We start from the raw sequence: 15,493 nt of genomic DNA on the forward strand, positions 1-15,493 counted from the left end.
CCCTCAGCTTTCCGGGCCGCCGAACCACCGCTCTGCCGCCTGCTCGAAGGCCTCCCGGTCGGGGACGCGATCGCCGGCCCACGCGACCACGCCGTCCGGCCTGACAAGGACCGCGCCGAGGCCGAGGTCGTTCTCGGCCGGGCCCGCCGCGTACCGCAGTCGGCTCTCCCAGCCCTGCGCCGCATCGCGCAGGCGCCCGTCGGCGCTGAAGTCGAGCACGACGCCCTGTCCGTGCCGCGTCAGATCGGCGAGGTGCGTACCGTCCCCGAGGCGGAACTCGGGGGCGCCGAGGCCGACGAGGGGGTGCTCGTCGCCGAGGTCGTAGCGCACCCACGTTCCCGACAGGCGCTGGGACACATAGGTCGCTCCGTCCGGGGTCCCGATCAGGTTGCGCACCACATCCTGGAGCGCCTGGGCGTAGGGGCCGGGCCGCATGACGGCGACCTGGGCGCGCGACCAGTCGAGGACGGCCGCGCCGATGGGGAGCCGCTCGTGGGCGTACGTGTCGAGCAGCCCCTCCGGCGCGTGCTTGTGCACGGTCGCCGCGAGCTTCCACCCGAGGTTCACGGCGTCCCCGATGCCCAGGTTGAGGCCCTGTCCGCCGAGCGGGGAATGGATGTGGGCCGCGTCCCCCGCGAGCAGGACGCGCCCTTGGCGGTAGGCCGTCGTCTGCATCGCCCGGTCGGTGTAGCTGGAGGCGAGACGGACATCGCTCAGGGTGACGTCGGTGCCGGATATGTGGCGCAGCACCGCTTGGAGATGCTCGCGGGTGGGTGGACGCGTGCGGTCGAAGGCGCCGCCGTCGAAGTCCATCATGCCGATGTGCCCCGGCGAGATCTGGAGGTACATGCCCCTCGGCGTCAGGGTGAATCCGAAGCCGAGCTGCTCGGGCTCGGCCACCGTGGCGTCCATGGAATAGCCGGTGAACTGCGGTTCCGTGCCGGTGAAGTGGAATCCGGCGAGCCCGCGCACCGTACTGCGTCCGCCGTCGCAGCCGACGAGCCAGCGCGCCGCGTACGCGTGCTCACCGGCCCGTGCGACGACGCCCTCGCCGTCCTGGTCGATGCCGGAGACCGTGACGCCGTACCGGACCTCCACGCCGAGCCGGGCGGCCTGCTCCGACAGCACCGTCTCGACCGCTTCCAGGTGGGTCAGCACGGGGCCCGTCGCCGGGGTGGGCAGCCGGTGCGGCAGGGCGGCCGGGTCGATCAGCGCGGAATCGAGCATCATGCCCGCGAAGTGGCCGCCGCCGCGCCTCGGCTGCCACGAGGGCGCGGCGGTGCCCGGGGCGACTCCGGTGCCGGGGCCCTGGGGACCGCCCGATTCCGTCAGCAGCCGGTCCAGCAGACCGCGCCGGTGGAACGCCTCGGCCGATGCCGCGGACAGACCCCGCAGACCGAGGGGCTTCGCCTTGAGCGGGGAGCCGGACTCGTGCTCGCGCTCCAGCACCAGGACGGAACAGCCCGCGAGGCCGAGCTCGCAGGCGAGGAACAGACCCACAGGGCCGGCACCCACAATCACTACGTCATACATGGCGATCCCCTCCACCAACCGACAGCCGGGCGAGCACCCGGCCTGACGTCTCCACGGTGCCGCCCCCGGCCGACAGCCGGCCGACAGCCCCCGACACGCCACCGACAGCCCGGAGACGACGCACCGCCCGACCGGTCCCCGGGCGGGGCCGATCGAGCGGTGCGGTGGACGACGCGGGCCGGTGGTGCGAACCCTTGTGGTGTGGACCCGTGTGGTGCGGACCTATGCGGTGCGGGCCCGTGTGCCGTGGGGCTACTTGGCCGGATGGGCCAGGAGCAGCTCGGTGTTGTGGTCGACGGAGGCGCCCAGCCTGGCGGCCGGCGTGCCGTAGGGGTCGTTGTACGACAACTCGCGGTAGAGCGCGGCGAGTCCACGGTCGGAGGTGTCGCCGAAGTCCGTCGTGTAGGGCGCGGCCGACTCGATGAGCGTCGTGAAGAGCGAGAGCGTGCCGTCGCCGTTGTCCGCGATCTCGATGATCCGTGCGTGCTGCGGAAAGTCCACGTGGGACGCGGTGTTGATCTCCCAGAAGGCGCGCTCGGGAACGGCGTGGGCGTGCGGGGTGATCCGGTTCTCGTGGGTGTGGCCGTTCACCCAGGCCACCACGTTGGGGTAGCGCTGGAGCAGCGAGACGAGCGCGTTGCCGTCGTGACGGCCCTCGAAGGGGTGGTACGGGTCGGGCAGCAGGTTGCCCATGGTGGTGCTCGTGTGGTGGCTGAACAGGACGATGAGCGAGTCGCCCGAACCGCCGCGCACCACATGCCCGTCGGTGTCGTACCAGTGGCCGCTGTGCGACTTCAGGACCGATTCGAGCCAGTTGAGCTGGGCGGTGCCGAGCGAACCGTCCGCGAAACCCGCCCTGTTGGTGGTGTCCAGGCTGATGCCGAGCACACCGTCCGCCAGCGGGAACGTGTAGTACAGGTGACCGCTGTGGGCGGCGTCGGAGGTGAAGCCGTGGCCGACGGGTCCGGCACCGGCGTACGCCGGATTCAGGTGCGCCTTGGCGAACTCGGCCGGGGTGAACGGGCGGCGCCGCTCGTCCGGGGTCACCTTGCGTATCGCCCCGCCGTTGCCGAGCAGCGTGCCGAGCAGGAGCACCGCCTGCGCCGGGTCGTGGCGCAGGGCGGCGGCGAGCTTGGCCGCGGTTGCGTCGTCGCAGCCCTCGATCTTCCGGTCACCGGTGTACAGATCGTTGAGCAGGCCGAGGTCGGGCAGGCTGCCCTCGATGCTGTCGTCGTGGTTGCCGACCGTCGTGTACCAGGGGACGTCGAGCCCGGGGGCGTCGAAGGCGCGGGTCGCGCCCGAGAGGAAGCCCGGGATCTGCGGGAGGCCCTTGGCCTTGTAGGTGTCCTGGAAGGACAGTTCGGGGTTCCAGTAGGACGCGCTCCCGGAGTTCTGCACGCCCTCGTACCGTGTGGCGTCACCACTGCTCGGGGTGACCCGGCCGCCGCTCATGACGGTCAAGTACCAGTCGAGTTCGATGAGTTCGTGGTTGTCGGTGTTGTCACCGGTCGCCATCACCGTGCTGAACGGCAGTCCGGTGTACGGTCCTTGGCGCACCGCGTTGACCCGCTCGACCAGCGACGACGCGCCACGCACCGTGAGGGCTTCCTGCGGGCGGTGGGCGCTGTCGTTGTACTGGGCCAGGTACTCGAAACGTACCGGCGACTCGGTGTCCGCGAGGTGCAGATCGGTGAACTGTACGAAGGAGGCGAGCCCGGTGCGGCGGTCGTCCCGGCCCGCGCCGGCGCCGGCCAGTTCGCCGCGGACCACGAGCGGCCAGCCGGGGCCCGAGACCAGGCGCTTGTACGCGCCGGTGCCGACGGGCGTGGCGGCCTGCTCCAGCGTGGTTCCGCCGAGGCGTACGGCCCGCGCCGCGGTCACCGCCATGGCGCGGTCCTGCGCCGTCGCCGACCACAGTGCGGCCCCCGCGGCCGCGGCGGACATCCTGGCAACGAACTGACGCCGGCTCATCCCGCGCATGTGCGATCCCCCTGGTGACACTGACAGTCGATGGCGCGGCGGCCTTCGAGCGCGCCGCGCGGGCACACACTACTGGTGGGTAGCCGGATGTACAGGGGCTGGGGGGAAACTTGGGGGAAACAAAAAGGGGGCGGCGGCGCAGTGCGCGGATCGCCGTGAATTCCCGGCGGATTGCCCGGAGCGGGTGGGGCGGTGCCGCCGAACAGGGAGGGTCCGCGCCCTCCGAGGAGGCCGGCTGTGTCGCCGGGACACACGTCAACGGCCGCTGGTCGGGCGGCCGTTGACGTATACGGTCAGCTCACTTGCAGTACGGCACGGGCGCCAGGTTCTGCACGTAACGTGCCGCGACCCAGCCGGACTTGCCGGCGCCGAGCCGGTACCAGAGCTTGTTGCCGCCCACGTCCTGGCCGTTCTTCTTGCACTGGAGCGCGGTGATGGTGCCGTTGGGCAGCAGGGTGAGCCGCTTGGAGGTGGTGTTCGCCTCCTGGTGGACCCAGAGACCGCCGTTGGCCACGACGCGGCCCGTGGGCGCCGCCGCCGGTGCGGTGCCGGCCGTCTGCGCGGCCGGAGCGCCGTCGGCCGTCGGCGCCGCCGCGGACGCCCCGCCCGCGGCGAGCAGGATCCCCGAACCCGCGAGTGCTGCGACGGCGCCCGCGACGACGGCCCTGCGCATGCCAGATACGTACACGCTGTTCCCCTTTCATTCCCTTTGGGTGGTGCGCCCTGTAGGACAGGGGATCGTGGCGATCCGTTCCATCGCGGACGAAGAACTTCCTTAGTGTGTATGGCAGTTGATGTGATCAAGGGAGGTGTGGTCGGACTCCCGCGGGTGTGTGGGGGTGTGCGTGCGGCGGTCCGGCCCCGCGGGGGCCGTGTGGCACCGGGCGCCACCCGAGGCGGCATGGCGCACCGGCCGCCGGGAAGGAATGATGCGGCCATGTCACGCTCACTCGCTTCGGAAGGATGCCGTCAAGTGCTCCGTAGAAAAGGTGCGTTGCTCGCCGCTGTCGTCCTCATCCCGCTCGCCACGGCAACCCAGGCCGGCGCGGCCACCACGCCCGCACCGACGGCCGGCGGCTGCGCCTACACTCCGGCGGTGCCCGCCGACAACTACAAGGGGATTCCGACGTTCGACCCGGCCAAGGCGGCCCGTCCCTTCAAGGCCACGCTGCGCACCGGCCAGGGCGCCATCACCTTCAAGGCGCTGACCGACAAGGCGCCGTGCACCACCAACTCCTTCCGGTTCCTCGCGGAGAAGAACTACTTCAACGGCACGCACTGCCACCGGCTCACCACCGCGCGGCTGTATGTGCTGCAGTGCGGCGACCCGACCGGCACGGGCAGCGGAGGACCCGGCTACTCCTTCCCGGACGAGAACCTGACCGGGGCGACCTATCCGGCCGGGACGGTCGCCATGGCCAACGCGGGCCCCAACACCAATGGAAGCCAGTTCTTCTTCGTGTGGAAGGACACCAAACTGTCGCCCGCCTACACCCCGTTCGGCACGGTCACGGCGGGGCTCGACGTCCTGCAGAAGATCGCGGCGGGTGGTGAGGACGACCAGAACGGGCCGGGCGACGGCTTCCCCACGCTGCCCGTGAACATCAAGCGCGTGCAGATCAAGAAGGGGTAATCAAGATGATCAAGAAGGACTGATCAGGGGCACGTGATCACGGAGGTGTGACCGGCCTCGTGCGGGCCATCGCTGCACGTGCCGGTCGCACATGTCACTCGGCGGAGAGGTGTGCGCTCAGCCACTGGAGGGACGGCGGGATCTCCCGGAGCCACGTGTTGAAGTTGTGGCCGCCGGAATCGAGCGTGATCGACGAGACCTGTGCGGGCTTCTTGACCTTGGCGATGAACTTCTGGGTCGCCCGGAAGTTGCTCTCACCCTGGTGTGACGTGGTGACCAGGAAGGACGAGTGCCCCTGCGGCAGATGGTCGAGGCTCCACAGGAGGTCGGAACGCTTCTCCTCGCGCTTGTTGCCGTGGAACAGGTCGCCCGACTCCATGTCCACGTCCGGCTTGTAGTCCGCGGACAGGCCGACGCCCGCCGCGTACGCCTCCGGGTGGTGCAGCGCGATCTTCAGGGCGCAGTAACCGCCGGTCGAGTCGCCGATGAACCCCCAGTTCCGCGGCTTCGTACCGACGCGGTAGGTGCCGGAGATCGCTTTGCGCAGGTCGTCGGCGAAGAACGTCTCCGTCTTGGGGCCGCCCGGGATGTCGATGCACTGGGTGTTGCGCGGCGGGGCGACGGTGGGCCGCATCATCACCAGGATCATCGGCTGCGTCTTCTTCTGCTTCGACAGCGTCCATGCCGTCTTCGGGTAGTGCAGCCCCTTGATGAGGTTCTCGGCGGTGCCGGGGAAGCCGGTGAGGACGACGGTGACCGGGAAGCTCTTCTTCTCGTAGTCCTTCTGGAAGTACTCCGGCGGCAGGTAGACGTAGGCGGGCGTGGCGATCCTGGAGCGCTCGCCCTGCACCGAGACCCGCTGCACCTCGCCGCCGATGCTCGGCTTCCCGGCGCCCGGCACGTCGACCTTCTGCTTCCCCTCCAGCGTGATCCCCGGGCTCGCCGCCGCCTGCGCGTCGAGGACGCCGACGCCGTCCTGCCGGCCGAACAGGTCGGCCCACGAACCGTAGAAGAGGAACACCTTGTTGGCCGCGAGGCCCACGGAGGAGAACAGCAGGAGCTGGACCGCGCACATCAGGCCCACCCGTCCCAGCACCGGCCGCCAGCCCCGCCCCGCGAGTCGTGGCCACTGCCATACGACGAGGAGGGAGAGCAGGACCGTGGCGAGCACGGCCGTTGCCAGAGCGGTGGTACTGGTCAGGCCCATGGATCAAGACACTCTCTGGAAAAGGTCCTCCGGACGCGCCCCCCGGTGGCGCCGTCCAGCCGCACCGCTTCGCGATGCGCACCGGACAAGACCGCGATCCGGCGAGATCCGTTCCCTTGTCCGACCCTTTGTGATCGACGACCTTCCGACCTTGTGCGAAATCGGATGGATCGTGGTGCGATGTGGCGGCGGGCGGGGTGAGGGAGATGGGGGAGGCGCGGGAGTGATGCCTTCAGGGCGTGGAGCGAGCCGCCGCGCGTGCTGCTTCCTCGGCGTTCCACCGGCGTGCGGCCGTGTCCCGTTCGTCGGCGGACGCCAGCCAGAAGTAGAGCGGCGGAAGGGCGAGTTCGATCCCCATCAGGACGAGCTGGAACCAGTCGGGCCGGCCCAGGGCGGCCCACGACAGCAGCCGGGCGGCGCCGCCCAGGAAGAAGACTCCGGCGAGCAGACGTACCGCGTTGGACGGGATCGGTGACTGCCGCGCGACCCAGATCCACGCGAGCCCGTACCCGAGGAAGATCGCTCCGAAGAACCGCATGAGGCTGTCCACGGTGGGGCCGGGCGAGCCCGCGCCGGGCACCGAGGCCACGCCGACGATCAGATGGGTGGCGCCGATCGCCACATCGGCGATGCCCATCGCCCAGGAGAGCCACATGAGGAGCCTGGCCATGGTGGTGTCCCTTCGCCTTAGTAGGCATGTGTCTACTAAGGCGACCATAGGATCGCTAGTAGACACGCGTCAAGTAACCTGGCTCCGTGACCACGCGCCGCAGGCTGAGCCCCGATGAGCGCCGCGCACAGCTGCTCGACGTCGGAGCCCATCTGTTCGCGGCGAAGCCGTACCACGACGTCCTGATGGAGGACGTCGCCCAACGGGCCGGTATTTCCCGGGCGTTGCTCTACCGCTACTTCCCCAACAAGGGCGCCCTGTTCGCCGCGATCTTCCAGCAGGCCTCCAACCGGCTGCTCGACGGCACACGCATCGACCCGGCGGGCTCGCTCCTGGAGCAGCTGTCCGCCGGGCTCGATCTGCACTTCGACTACTTCGCGGCGAACAAGAACACGGTGCTCGCCGCGAACCGGGTGCTGGCCGGTGACCCGGTGATCCAGGCGATCATCACCGACGAACTCGCCGAGCTGAGCCGGCGCGTGCTCGACGCGACCGGGCTCGACGGCCCGGCCAGGGACCTGGTGTCCGCCGCCCTGACGAGCTGGCTGGTCTTCGTGCGGGCCCTGTGCGTGGAATGGCTCACGAGTGCGCCGTTCACCCGCGCCGAGCTGCACGCCATGGCCATCGGCGCCCTGCGCGGCGCGCTCGGCGCCGTCACCGACATCGACCGGCTCCTCGGCGCCCCGGACGGCTGAGCCCGGCCCGCGAGCCCCGGCGGTCCGGGGGCCCGCGGGCCGTGGCGCTGCCGGGCGGGGCCCCGGGGCTGCCGGCCGTGGCGCACGCCGCACCGTCCGGTCAGCCCAGGGCGGGCGCGCCGCCGGGGCGTTCGAACTGGGTGCGGTACAACTCCTCGTACCGGCCGCCGAGTTCGAGCAGTTCCTCATGGGTACCGTGCTCCACGATCCGGCCGTCCTCGACGACCAGGATGTGATCCGCGGAGCGCACCGTGGAGAGCCGGTGGGCGATGACCACCGCGGTCCGCCCTTCCAGCGCCTCGCCGAGCGCCTCCTGCACGGCCGCCTCGGACGTGTTGTCGAGGTGGGCCGTGGCCTCGTCGAGAATGACGACGCGCTGACGGGCCAGGAGCAGCCGGGCGATGGTCAGGCGCTGCCGCTCACCGCCGGAGAGCCGGTAGCCGCGTTCGCCGACCACGGTGTCGAGGCCGTCGGGCAGGGAGGCGACCAGTTCGTCGAGGCGGGCCTTGCGCAGCGCGTCCCACAGGTCGTCCTCGGCCGCGGCCGGCCGGGCGAGCAGCAGGTTGGCGCGGACCGATTCGTGGAAGAGGTGGCCGTCCTGGGTGACCATGCCGATGGTGTCCCGGATGGAGTCGGAGGTGAGATCCCGTACGTCGATGCCGCCCAGCCGCACCGTGCCCTCGTCGGCGTCGTACAGCCGCGGCAGCAGCTGGGCGACCGTCGACTTGCCGGCGCCGGACGACCCGACCAGGGCCACCATCTGACCGGGCTCCGCCCTGAAGGACACGCCGTGCAGCACCTCGGAGCCGCCCCGCGTGTCCAGGCTGGAGACCTCTTCGAGGGAGGCGAGGGAGACCTTGTCCGCCGACGGGTAGCCGAACCGCACCTGGTGGAACTCCACGGACACCGGGCCGGGCGGGACCGTCCGGGCATCGGGCTTCTCGGCGATCAGCGGCTTCAGGTCGAGCACCTCGAAGACGCGCTCGAAGCTGACCAGCGCGCTCATCACCTCCACGCGCGCCCCCGCGAGCGCCGTGAGCGGCGCGTAGAGACGGGTCAGGAGCAGGGCCAGCGAGACGACCGCGCCGGCTTCGAGGGTGCCGTGCAGGGCGTAGTAGCCGCCGAGTCCGTAGACGAGGGCGAGCGCGAGGGCCGAGACGAGGGTGAGCGCGGTGATGAACGCGGACTGGGCCATGGCCGTGCGGACGCCGATGTCGCGCACCCGGCCGGCTCGGGCGGCGAACTCGGCGGACTCGTCGGCGGGACGCCCGAACAATTTGATCAAGGTCGCGCCGGGCGCCGAGAACCGCTCGGTCATCCGGGTGCCCATCGCCGCGTTGTGCTCCGCCGCCTCCCGCTGGAGGCGCGCCATGCGGGTGCCCATGCGGCGGGCGGGCAGCACGAACACCGGCAGCAGCACCAGCGCGAGCAGCGTGATCTGCCACGAGATGCCGAGCATCACCGCGAGTGTGAGCACCAGGGTGACCAGATTGCTGACCACACCCGACAGGGTGTTGCTGAACGCCCGTTGGGCGCCGATGACGTCGTTGTTGAGGCGGCTGACCAGCGCGCCGGTGCGCGTCCGCGTGAAGAACGCCACCGGCATCCGCTGCACATGGTCGAAGACAGCGGTGCGCAGACCGAGGATCAGTCCCTCGCCCAGCGTCGACGACAGCCACCGGCTCACGATGCCGAGCGCCGCCTCGGCGAGGGCGATCGCGGCGATGTACAGCGCGAGGCGGGTGACGGTCCCGCTCTCCTTTCCGCCGACGATCGCGTCGACGACCCTCCCGGCCAGCAGCGGAGTGGCCACCGCGAGCAGGGCCGTGGCGACGCTGACGACCAGGAAGAGAGCGATGCGCCGCCGGTGCGGCCGGGCGAACGAGGCGATGCGGCGCAGGGTGGCCCGGCTGAAGGGGCGCTTGTCCTGCTGCGCGGTCATGACGTTGTGGAGCTGTGTCCACGCGGTGGCTTCCATACTCATGCGAGGAACGTACGACCTCAACATGGCTTGAGGTCAACGCACGGGTGCGGCGCGGACATCGCGTGACTGCGCCCCGGAACCAGGGTGCGGTTCCGGGGCGGAGCGACGCGGTTCTACCGGTCAGTCGTTCTTGCAGGTGTTGCCGGCGGCCGGGTTGAGCAGCCCGATGATGTCGATGGTGTTGCCGCACACCGGGAGCTGAACGCCGATGGGTACCTGGATGACGTCACCGGACAGCACGCCGGGCGAGTTCTGAGCCACTCCGGTGGTAGGCGGGACCGGGTCTGCGGCGGCGGCGACGCCGGCGGCGCCCATCACGGTGGTGGCGGCCAGGAACGTTGCGGCGAGTGCGGAACGGATACGCACGATTTCCTCCTGTTTGTGGGGAATGCTTATGAACAGACTCTCCGCGGTCGGGGCCCGGCGAAAGCCGCGTGACCCGTTGGGGTGAGGGGTGTGGGAGGGAACCATGGGTTACCGGCACGTAGGTTGATCGCTCAACCTGATCACGGATCGGGCACTCGCCGATCATCCGGGGCCGTCGCGCAAGGGTGTTGGCCGCCCATACACGGAACTCACTTGGCCCGTAGCGGGTTTATTCGGCCGCGTCGCGCTCATTCGTACAGGGACCGCCCCTGGAGCAGGGGCCGTTTCACTGACGGGAAGGCAGGCCATGTCCAATGGTGTCGTCATCATCCTGATAGCGGTCGCGGTGATCGTTGTCGTGGCGGTGGTCCTCGGTATGTTCGTCGCGCGCCGGGGCAACGGGCTGCGCCGTCGGTTCGGGCCCGAGTACGAACGGACCGTCGCCCAGCACCACGGCGACGTCAAGGCCGCGGAGAAGGACCTCGACGAGCGCGTCCGCCGCTACGGCAGCCTCAAGGTTGAGCCCCCGACGGCCGAGGAGCGGAGCCGGTACGCCGCCGAATGGGCCCGGATCCAGGAGGAGTTCGTGGACTCGCCCGCACAGGCCGTCGCCGACGCCGAGGCGCTGCTCGGCCGGCTCGCCCAGGAACGCGGCTTCCCGGACGGTGCGTCCGGGGAACAGCTCGCCGCGCTCTCGGTGCACCACCCCGACCACCTCGACAGCTACCGCCGGATCCAGGGTGTGGCCCAGAACCCCGACGGGCGCCGCCGCAGCACGGAAGAGCTGCGTGAGGCCCTCGTGCAGGCCCATGAGTTCTTCGCCGTACTCGCCGGAGAGCGCCGCGGCCACAAGGCCGGGGCCCTCGCGCCCCGCAGCGCCCGGCACACGTCCCGCGCCGACCTGAAGCACCGAGACACCGCCCGAGGGAGCCAGTCATGACCCACGCCGATCAGCCCATACCCGAGCGGCCCGTGGTGCCGGACTCCGCGTCCGCCCGACCGCCCGTCGAGCAGGCCGGGACCGAGCAGGGCGTGACCGAGCGCCCCGTGTCCCGGCCGGCCCCCGACGACCGGCGGTCCGCCGACGCCCCGGGCGCGAGCGGCGCGGCGGCATCCGGGCGCGCCGTACCCGAAGGCTCCGTGGCCGAGGCGCCCGCGACCGTGACGCCCGCGGCAGGGCACTCCCTCGACGGCCCCGGCGTCGCCGAGGCGCCCGCGCCCGGTCGGGAGGCCCACGACGACGGCCTGCGGGAGCGGTCCGCGCACGGCCACACCGTGTCCGAGCACGACGCTGCGGGAGCACAGGGAGCACAGGGCGCACGCGGGCCCGAGGCGCTGCCGGGTGACGGCGTGCCGGAGGAGACCGTGCTGCGGCCGGACGAGCGCGACAAGCTGCAGCTCAGGCTCCAGCACGCGGTCGGCGGCTTCGTGGACGAGCCGCGCGCGGCCGTCGAGGAGGCGGCGTCGGCCGTCGACGACCTCGCCGAGCACATCATCGAGACCCTCGGCCACCGCCGGGGCACGCTCCGCGAGTCCTGGCAGGACACGTCCGGCACGGCGGCCACCGAGGACCTGCGCATGGCCCTGCGGGAATACCGCCGGCTCGCGGAGCGCCTGCTCAGCCTGTGAGCGCGACGCCCATCGCACATCCGTCACGAACCGAGCCTCAACCCGCCTGACAGTAAAAGGAGTTGGACATGTCCAGACGCTACGGCGGAAACCCGGCGGCCACCGGCATCCTCATCATCGTGGACCTCATGGCGCTGATCCTGATCCTCTGGATCGCCTTCTTCCTGGTCAACGCCAACACGGCCAACGATGTCGTGTCGTGGGTGCGCAATGCCGCCGACTGGCTCTCGGGATGGTCGCGGGACATGTTCCACATCAAGTCGGACACCTGGCGCACAGTGGTCAACTACGGCCTGCCCGCGGCGGTCTACCTCCTGGTGGGCCACGCGGTGGCCGGCCGCGTCAGCCGGGCCTGACCCTCGTCCGGCGAGTCGGCGAGTCGGCGGAGCGGCGGAGCGGGAGGGCCGGACGGTCTGCTCGTCGGGGGCCCCGTTCCCCTCAGGGCGGCACGCGCGCCTCACTCGTTCGGCAAGGCCCAGTGGCCCTTCGGCCACGGGTGCCGAACAGTGGATCAAGAGTGGGGGAGCTTTGGAGCCGACCATCTGATGAGGAGCGCGTCATGCGCCGATGTGCCACTGTTGCCGCGATCGTTCTGTGTGGAGTTCTGACCGCGGGGACTGCCGCACCCGCCTTCGCCGCCCCGCCGACGCCTGCCGTGCCGGCGCCGGGGACAGCGCCCGGAGCCGATGAGAAGGCCTGGCTCGCGGACCTGAAGAAGGAGATCGACAAGCTGATCGCGGATGAGAAGAAGGACGCGGCGGCCGACGTCGCCGAGGCGAAGGCCGATGCGGCGAAGGAGCTGAAGGAGATCAACGACATGATCAAGACCGAGAAGGCGCAGTCGACGCCCGCGTCCTCCACGTCGGCATTGCCGGCGGCATCGGCGCCGAAGCCCATGCCGCCGATCGGCTGACCTTCACGTACCGCCCGCGCACCCCGGGCCCCGGCGAGACGCACAAGCCGGGGTGCCGGGGCTTGTCCGTGTCCCCGGGCCGGGGGAGGGGCTGCCGGGCCTGCCTGTAGGTGCCGCCGGTATGGGGGGACTTCACGAGGCCCGGCCAACCCGCGGATACGGACTCGCAGGTGCGTGGCCGGCGGACGCGGGGGCCGTAGGTACCGGTATGGGGGCCTTCGCGCCGCCCTGTCGGCCTGCGGGCCCGGCGCATCCGACTCGTTGGGGTGGTCCAGCGTGCCCGAGAGCGCTCTCTGCGCGTTGGTCACCGCATGACCGTATTTCCTGAGTTGCGGTGTGCGGACGCCGCCCTCCGCCTCGCGGCGCCGCGAACGGACGCCCCGTTCCCGGGCGTTGGGGCCCGCAGGCACCGCCGACGGCCACCTCGTGTGGCGGCACATCCCCGGAACGCACCGATGTGGGCGCACTCCACGGCGTCGGCCCCCGGCGTCGGCCTGCTGAACCGATCCTCCGTCGGACGCACTCGGGAGTACTCGGCCGCAAGGGCCCGCCCGGCCCGTTCCCCCTCTGCTGCCTGCAGCTCGCCCGTGTTCCCCGACAGCGTGTGAATGGAAGACTCCCGTGCGAATTACCGACGTTCACGGCTGCGAGGTCCGTCCCGGCCGGCTGGTCGAGTGGACTCTGGACCCCGTCATGGTCGAGGCCGCGACCAGCCAGCCCGATGATTCCCGTCCCCCGGCCTATGTGCAGGAGTCACACATCCGCACGGCCCGTTCGGTGCGGGAGGACGGCCTGTTCGTGCCGACCTGGCTGGGCGCGGCGTTCGACATCGCGGGGCCCGTCGACCTCGACCGGCTCGAAGCGGCGCTGCGGACCTGGACCCTGCGGCACGAGACGCTGCGCAGCGGCTTCCGCTGGGTCGGCGACGAGATGCGCCGGTTCACGGCCGCGTCCGACGCCGTGGCGCTCCGGCGCGAGGTGGTGGGCGACTTCCCCGACGCGGAGGAGCTGAGCCTCCACCTCCAGGACCGTTTCGATGTGGCCGCGGATGCCCTGGGATGGCCCAACTTCCTGTACACGGCTGTGGTCAGGGACGACGGCGTCAGCGTGTACATGGCCTTCGACCACAGCAACGTCGACGCGTACTCGCTCCAGCGCATCCCCTCCGAGATCTCCGAGATCTACTCGGCCCGCGCCGACGGGGGAGCGGAGGAGCCGTCCCCGGTCGGCAGCTATGTCGACTTCTGCGAGATCGAGCGGGCCAGCGCCGACCAGGTCGACGACACCCACGCGATCGTGGCGCGCTGGCGGGAGTTCATCGCCCGCTGCGACGGCAGGCTGCCCGCCTTCCCGGTCGACCTCGGCCTGGAGCCGGGCGGCCCGCTGCCGGAGCAGAAGCTCCTGTACGAGATGCTCGTGGACGACGCCGACGCCGCCGCCTTCTCGGCGTACTGCCGCCCCTACGGCGGCGGACAGGTGGGGGTCCTGGCGGCGACCAGCCTCATCGTGCACGACATCGGCGGCGAGCCGGTCTACCGCACCGTGGTGCCGCTCCACACCCGGGCGAAGTCCCGGTGGGCGGAGTCGGTGGGGTGGTACGTCGGCGGCGCGCCCATCGAGATCCCCGTGGCGAAGGCCCTGGGGTTCGACGACGCCCTGACGATGGTCCGGTCCGCGCTGCGTGCCAACAAGTCCCTCGCGCATCTGCCGATCGCCCGGGTGCTGAGGCTGCTGGGCTCCGACTTCCGGCCCACGTCGCCGGACCTCTACTCGATCGTCTCGTTCGTCGACGCGCGGGACATTCCGGGGGCGCGCCAGTGGGACGAACAGAAGGCGTACGCCATGCTCCGGGTGTCCTACGGGGACCAGGTGTGCGCCTGGTTCACCCGTCTCCACGGCGGGCTGCAACTGGCCATCCGCTACCCGGACACGGCGATCGCACACAAGAACATCCACCGCTATGTGGAGCAGCTGCGGGAGCTGATCACGTCGGTGGCCCGCGGTGGTCCGGCGCCGGCCGCGCCGCCACGGCGCGAACACGCGCTCCCCGCGCCGCGGCTGAGCAGTGAGGCCACCCGGCTGACGCTGTGAGCCGCGACGCTGTGAGCCGTGGATGAACGGGCGCACGGTGGAGCCGGCCGCGGGCCGCTCCACCGTGCGGTGCGACGCGACGCCGCTACTTCTTCGCGGCGCAGATCACGTCGTACGGCCGGCCGATGGCCATGGTCAGGCGCATGGGCTCGGTGGTGCCCGACGGGCACTGCGACTGCTGCTTCACGAGGTCGAGCACCGTGTACGCGTCCGAACCCGCGGAGGCGCAGGGCACTTCCTTCGCCGTGGACGTGATGCAGTCGCCCTTGACCAGCTGGCCGCCGCCGGCCCCCGCGTCCCCGGGGTGGGTCGCGGACAGGTTGCGCCCGCACACCGTCTTGGTCGGGATGCCGCCGCCCGAGCTCTTCTTGGACCCGTAGCTGACGCTCACCTGGATGATGAGGTCCGTACCGGCCGGGCACTGGATGGCGTCGGGCAGGAAGCTGGCGGCCTGGACGTCGAGTGCCTTGAAGGTCGCCCCCGAGTCGCCGCAGTCGAAGGCCGTGTAGCCGTTCGGGGCGTCGTCGGGGTCCGGGCCGCCGCAGTCGCCCACCTTCCATTCACCGCTCTTGTGGGAGGCGAACGACGAGGACGACGCCGACGACGAGGACTTTCCGTGGCTGTCGCCGAAGAGTTTGGACGCGCCGTAACCGAGGCCCAGCACCACCACGAGAATCACCAGCGCGGGGAGGCAGCCCCTGCGTCTGCGGGGCGGGGCCGGGGGAGGCGTGCTGCCCGGGTAGACCATGGTGGTGATTCCTCCTGGGAGTGCGGGATGTCGTGACCACAGGG

General features: G+C 71.1%; 15 protein-coding genes. 7 read left to right on the forward strand and 8 right to left on the reverse strand.

What is annotated here, in order from left to right:
- Positions 1-3: 3 nt before the first annotated feature.
- From OOJ98_RS12520 to OOJ98_RS12530, 3 genes are all read right to left on the reverse strand, one after another.
- On the reverse strand, positions 4-1,533 hold the full coding sequence (locus OOJ98_RS12520; RefSeq protein WP_267054722.1) for an FAD-dependent oxidoreductase: 1,530 nt from the start codon (positions 1,531-1,533) through the stop codon (positions 4-6).
- A 252-nt stretch (positions 1,534-1,785) separates the two neighbouring features.
- On the reverse strand, positions 1,786-3,477 hold the full coding sequence (locus OOJ98_RS12525) for a TIGR03767 family metallophosphoesterase (RefSeq protein ID WP_267054723.1): 1,692 nt from the start codon (positions 3,475-3,477) through the stop codon (positions 1,786-1,788).
- Positions 3,478-3,811: 334 nt separating this feature from the next.
- Positions 3,812-4,201, reverse strand: coding sequence for an SH3 domain-containing protein (locus OOJ98_RS12530; RefSeq protein WP_267054724.1), 390 nt, complete (start codon positions 4,199-4,201; stop codon positions 3,812-3,814).
- 285 nt (positions 4,202-4,486) lie between these two features.
- Here OOJ98_RS12530 and OOJ98_RS12535 point away from each other — a divergent pair, with 285 nt between their 5' ends.
- A complete protein-coding gene (locus OOJ98_RS12535; RefSeq protein WP_267054725.1) occupies positions 4,487-5,146 on the forward strand; it encodes a peptidylprolyl isomerase in 660 nt (219 codons plus the stop codon).
- Positions 5,147-5,240: 94 nt separating this feature from the next.
- Here OOJ98_RS12535 and OOJ98_RS12540 read toward each other — a convergent pair whose 3' ends face one another.
- Together OOJ98_RS12540 and OOJ98_RS12545 are read right to left on the reverse strand one after the other, a co-directional pair.
- Positions 5,241-6,353: an esterase family protein gene (locus tag OOJ98_RS12540; protein ID WP_267054726.1), complete on the reverse strand. Its 1,113-nt coding sequence runs from the start codon at positions 6,351-6,353 to the stop codon at positions 5,241-5,243.
- A 232-nt stretch (positions 6,354-6,585) separates the two neighbouring features.
- A complete protein-coding gene (locus OOJ98_RS12545; RefSeq protein WP_267054727.1) occupies positions 6,586-7,023 on the reverse strand; it encodes a DUF4345 domain-containing protein in 438 nt (145 codons plus the stop codon).
- Positions 7,024-7,109: 86 nt separating this feature from the next.
- On the opposite strand from OOJ98_RS12545, the gene OOJ98_RS12550 reads away from it, so the two are divergent.
- The gene (locus OOJ98_RS12550; RefSeq protein ID WP_267054728.1) at positions 7,110-7,718 is read left to right on the forward strand and encodes a TetR/AcrR family transcriptional regulator; all 609 of its coding nucleotides are present in this window, start codon (positions 7,110-7,112) and stop codon (positions 7,716-7,718) included.
- Between the two features lie 100 nt (positions 7,719-7,818).
- Here OOJ98_RS12550 and OOJ98_RS12555 read toward each other — a convergent pair whose 3' ends face one another.
- The gene (locus OOJ98_RS12555) at positions 7,819-9,702 is read right to left on the reverse strand and encodes an ABC transporter ATP-binding protein (protein ID WP_267054729.1); all 1,884 of its coding nucleotides are present in this window, start codon (positions 9,700-9,702) and stop codon (positions 7,819-7,821) included.
- 120 nt (positions 9,703-9,822) lie between these two features.
- A complete protein-coding gene (locus OOJ98_RS12560; RefSeq protein ID WP_267055618.1) occupies positions 9,823-10,017 on the reverse strand; it encodes a chaplin in 195 nt (64 codons plus the stop codon).
- 358 nt (positions 10,018-10,375) lie between these two features.
- Here OOJ98_RS12560 and OOJ98_RS12565 point away from each other — a divergent pair, with 358 nt between their 5' ends.
- The 5 genes from OOJ98_RS12565 (at position 10,376) to OOJ98_RS12585 (ending at position 14,701) form a co-directional block, all read left to right on the forward strand.
- Positions 10,376-11,008 carry a hypothetical protein gene (locus OOJ98_RS12565; protein WP_267054730.1) on the forward strand — a complete coding sequence of 211 codons (633 nt, stop codon included), beginning with the start codon at positions 10,376-10,378 and terminating at the stop codon, positions 11,006-11,008.
- The gene (locus tag OOJ98_RS12570) at positions 11,005-11,697 is read left to right on the forward strand and encodes a hypothetical protein (protein WP_267054731.1); all 693 of its coding nucleotides are present in this window, start codon (positions 11,005-11,007) and stop codon (positions 11,695-11,697) included. The genes OOJ98_RS12565 and OOJ98_RS12570 overlap by 4 nt, the downstream gene beginning before the upstream one ends.
- Before the next feature lie 68 nt (positions 11,698-11,765).
- A complete protein-coding gene (locus OOJ98_RS12575; RefSeq protein ID WP_267054732.1) occupies positions 11,766-12,053 on the forward strand; it encodes a hypothetical protein in 288 nt (95 codons plus the stop codon).
- A 203-nt stretch (positions 12,054-12,256) separates the two neighbouring features.
- A complete protein-coding gene (locus OOJ98_RS12580; protein WP_267054733.1) occupies positions 12,257-12,610 on the forward strand; it encodes a hypothetical protein in 354 nt (117 codons plus the stop codon).
- A 621-nt stretch (positions 12,611-13,231) separates the two neighbouring features.
- Positions 13,232-14,701, forward strand: a complete 1,470-nt coding sequence (locus tag OOJ98_RS12585; RefSeq protein ID WP_267054734.1) for a condensation domain-containing protein — start codon at positions 13,232-13,234, stop codon at positions 14,699-14,701.
- An 85-nt stretch (positions 14,702-14,786) separates the two neighbouring features.
- Here the strand turns inward: OOJ98_RS12585 and OOJ98_RS12590 are convergent, their stop codons facing one another.
- Positions 14,787-15,449, reverse strand: coding sequence for a hypothetical protein (locus OOJ98_RS12590; protein ID WP_267054735.1), 663 nt, complete (start codon positions 15,447-15,449; stop codon positions 14,787-14,789).
- Positions 15,450-15,493 lie beyond the last annotated feature (44 nt).

It is taken from the genome of Streptomyces sp. NBC_00083 (genome assembly GCF_026343295.1).
GTDB lineage: Bacteria > Actinomycetota > Actinomycetes > Streptomycetales > Streptomycetaceae > Streptomyces.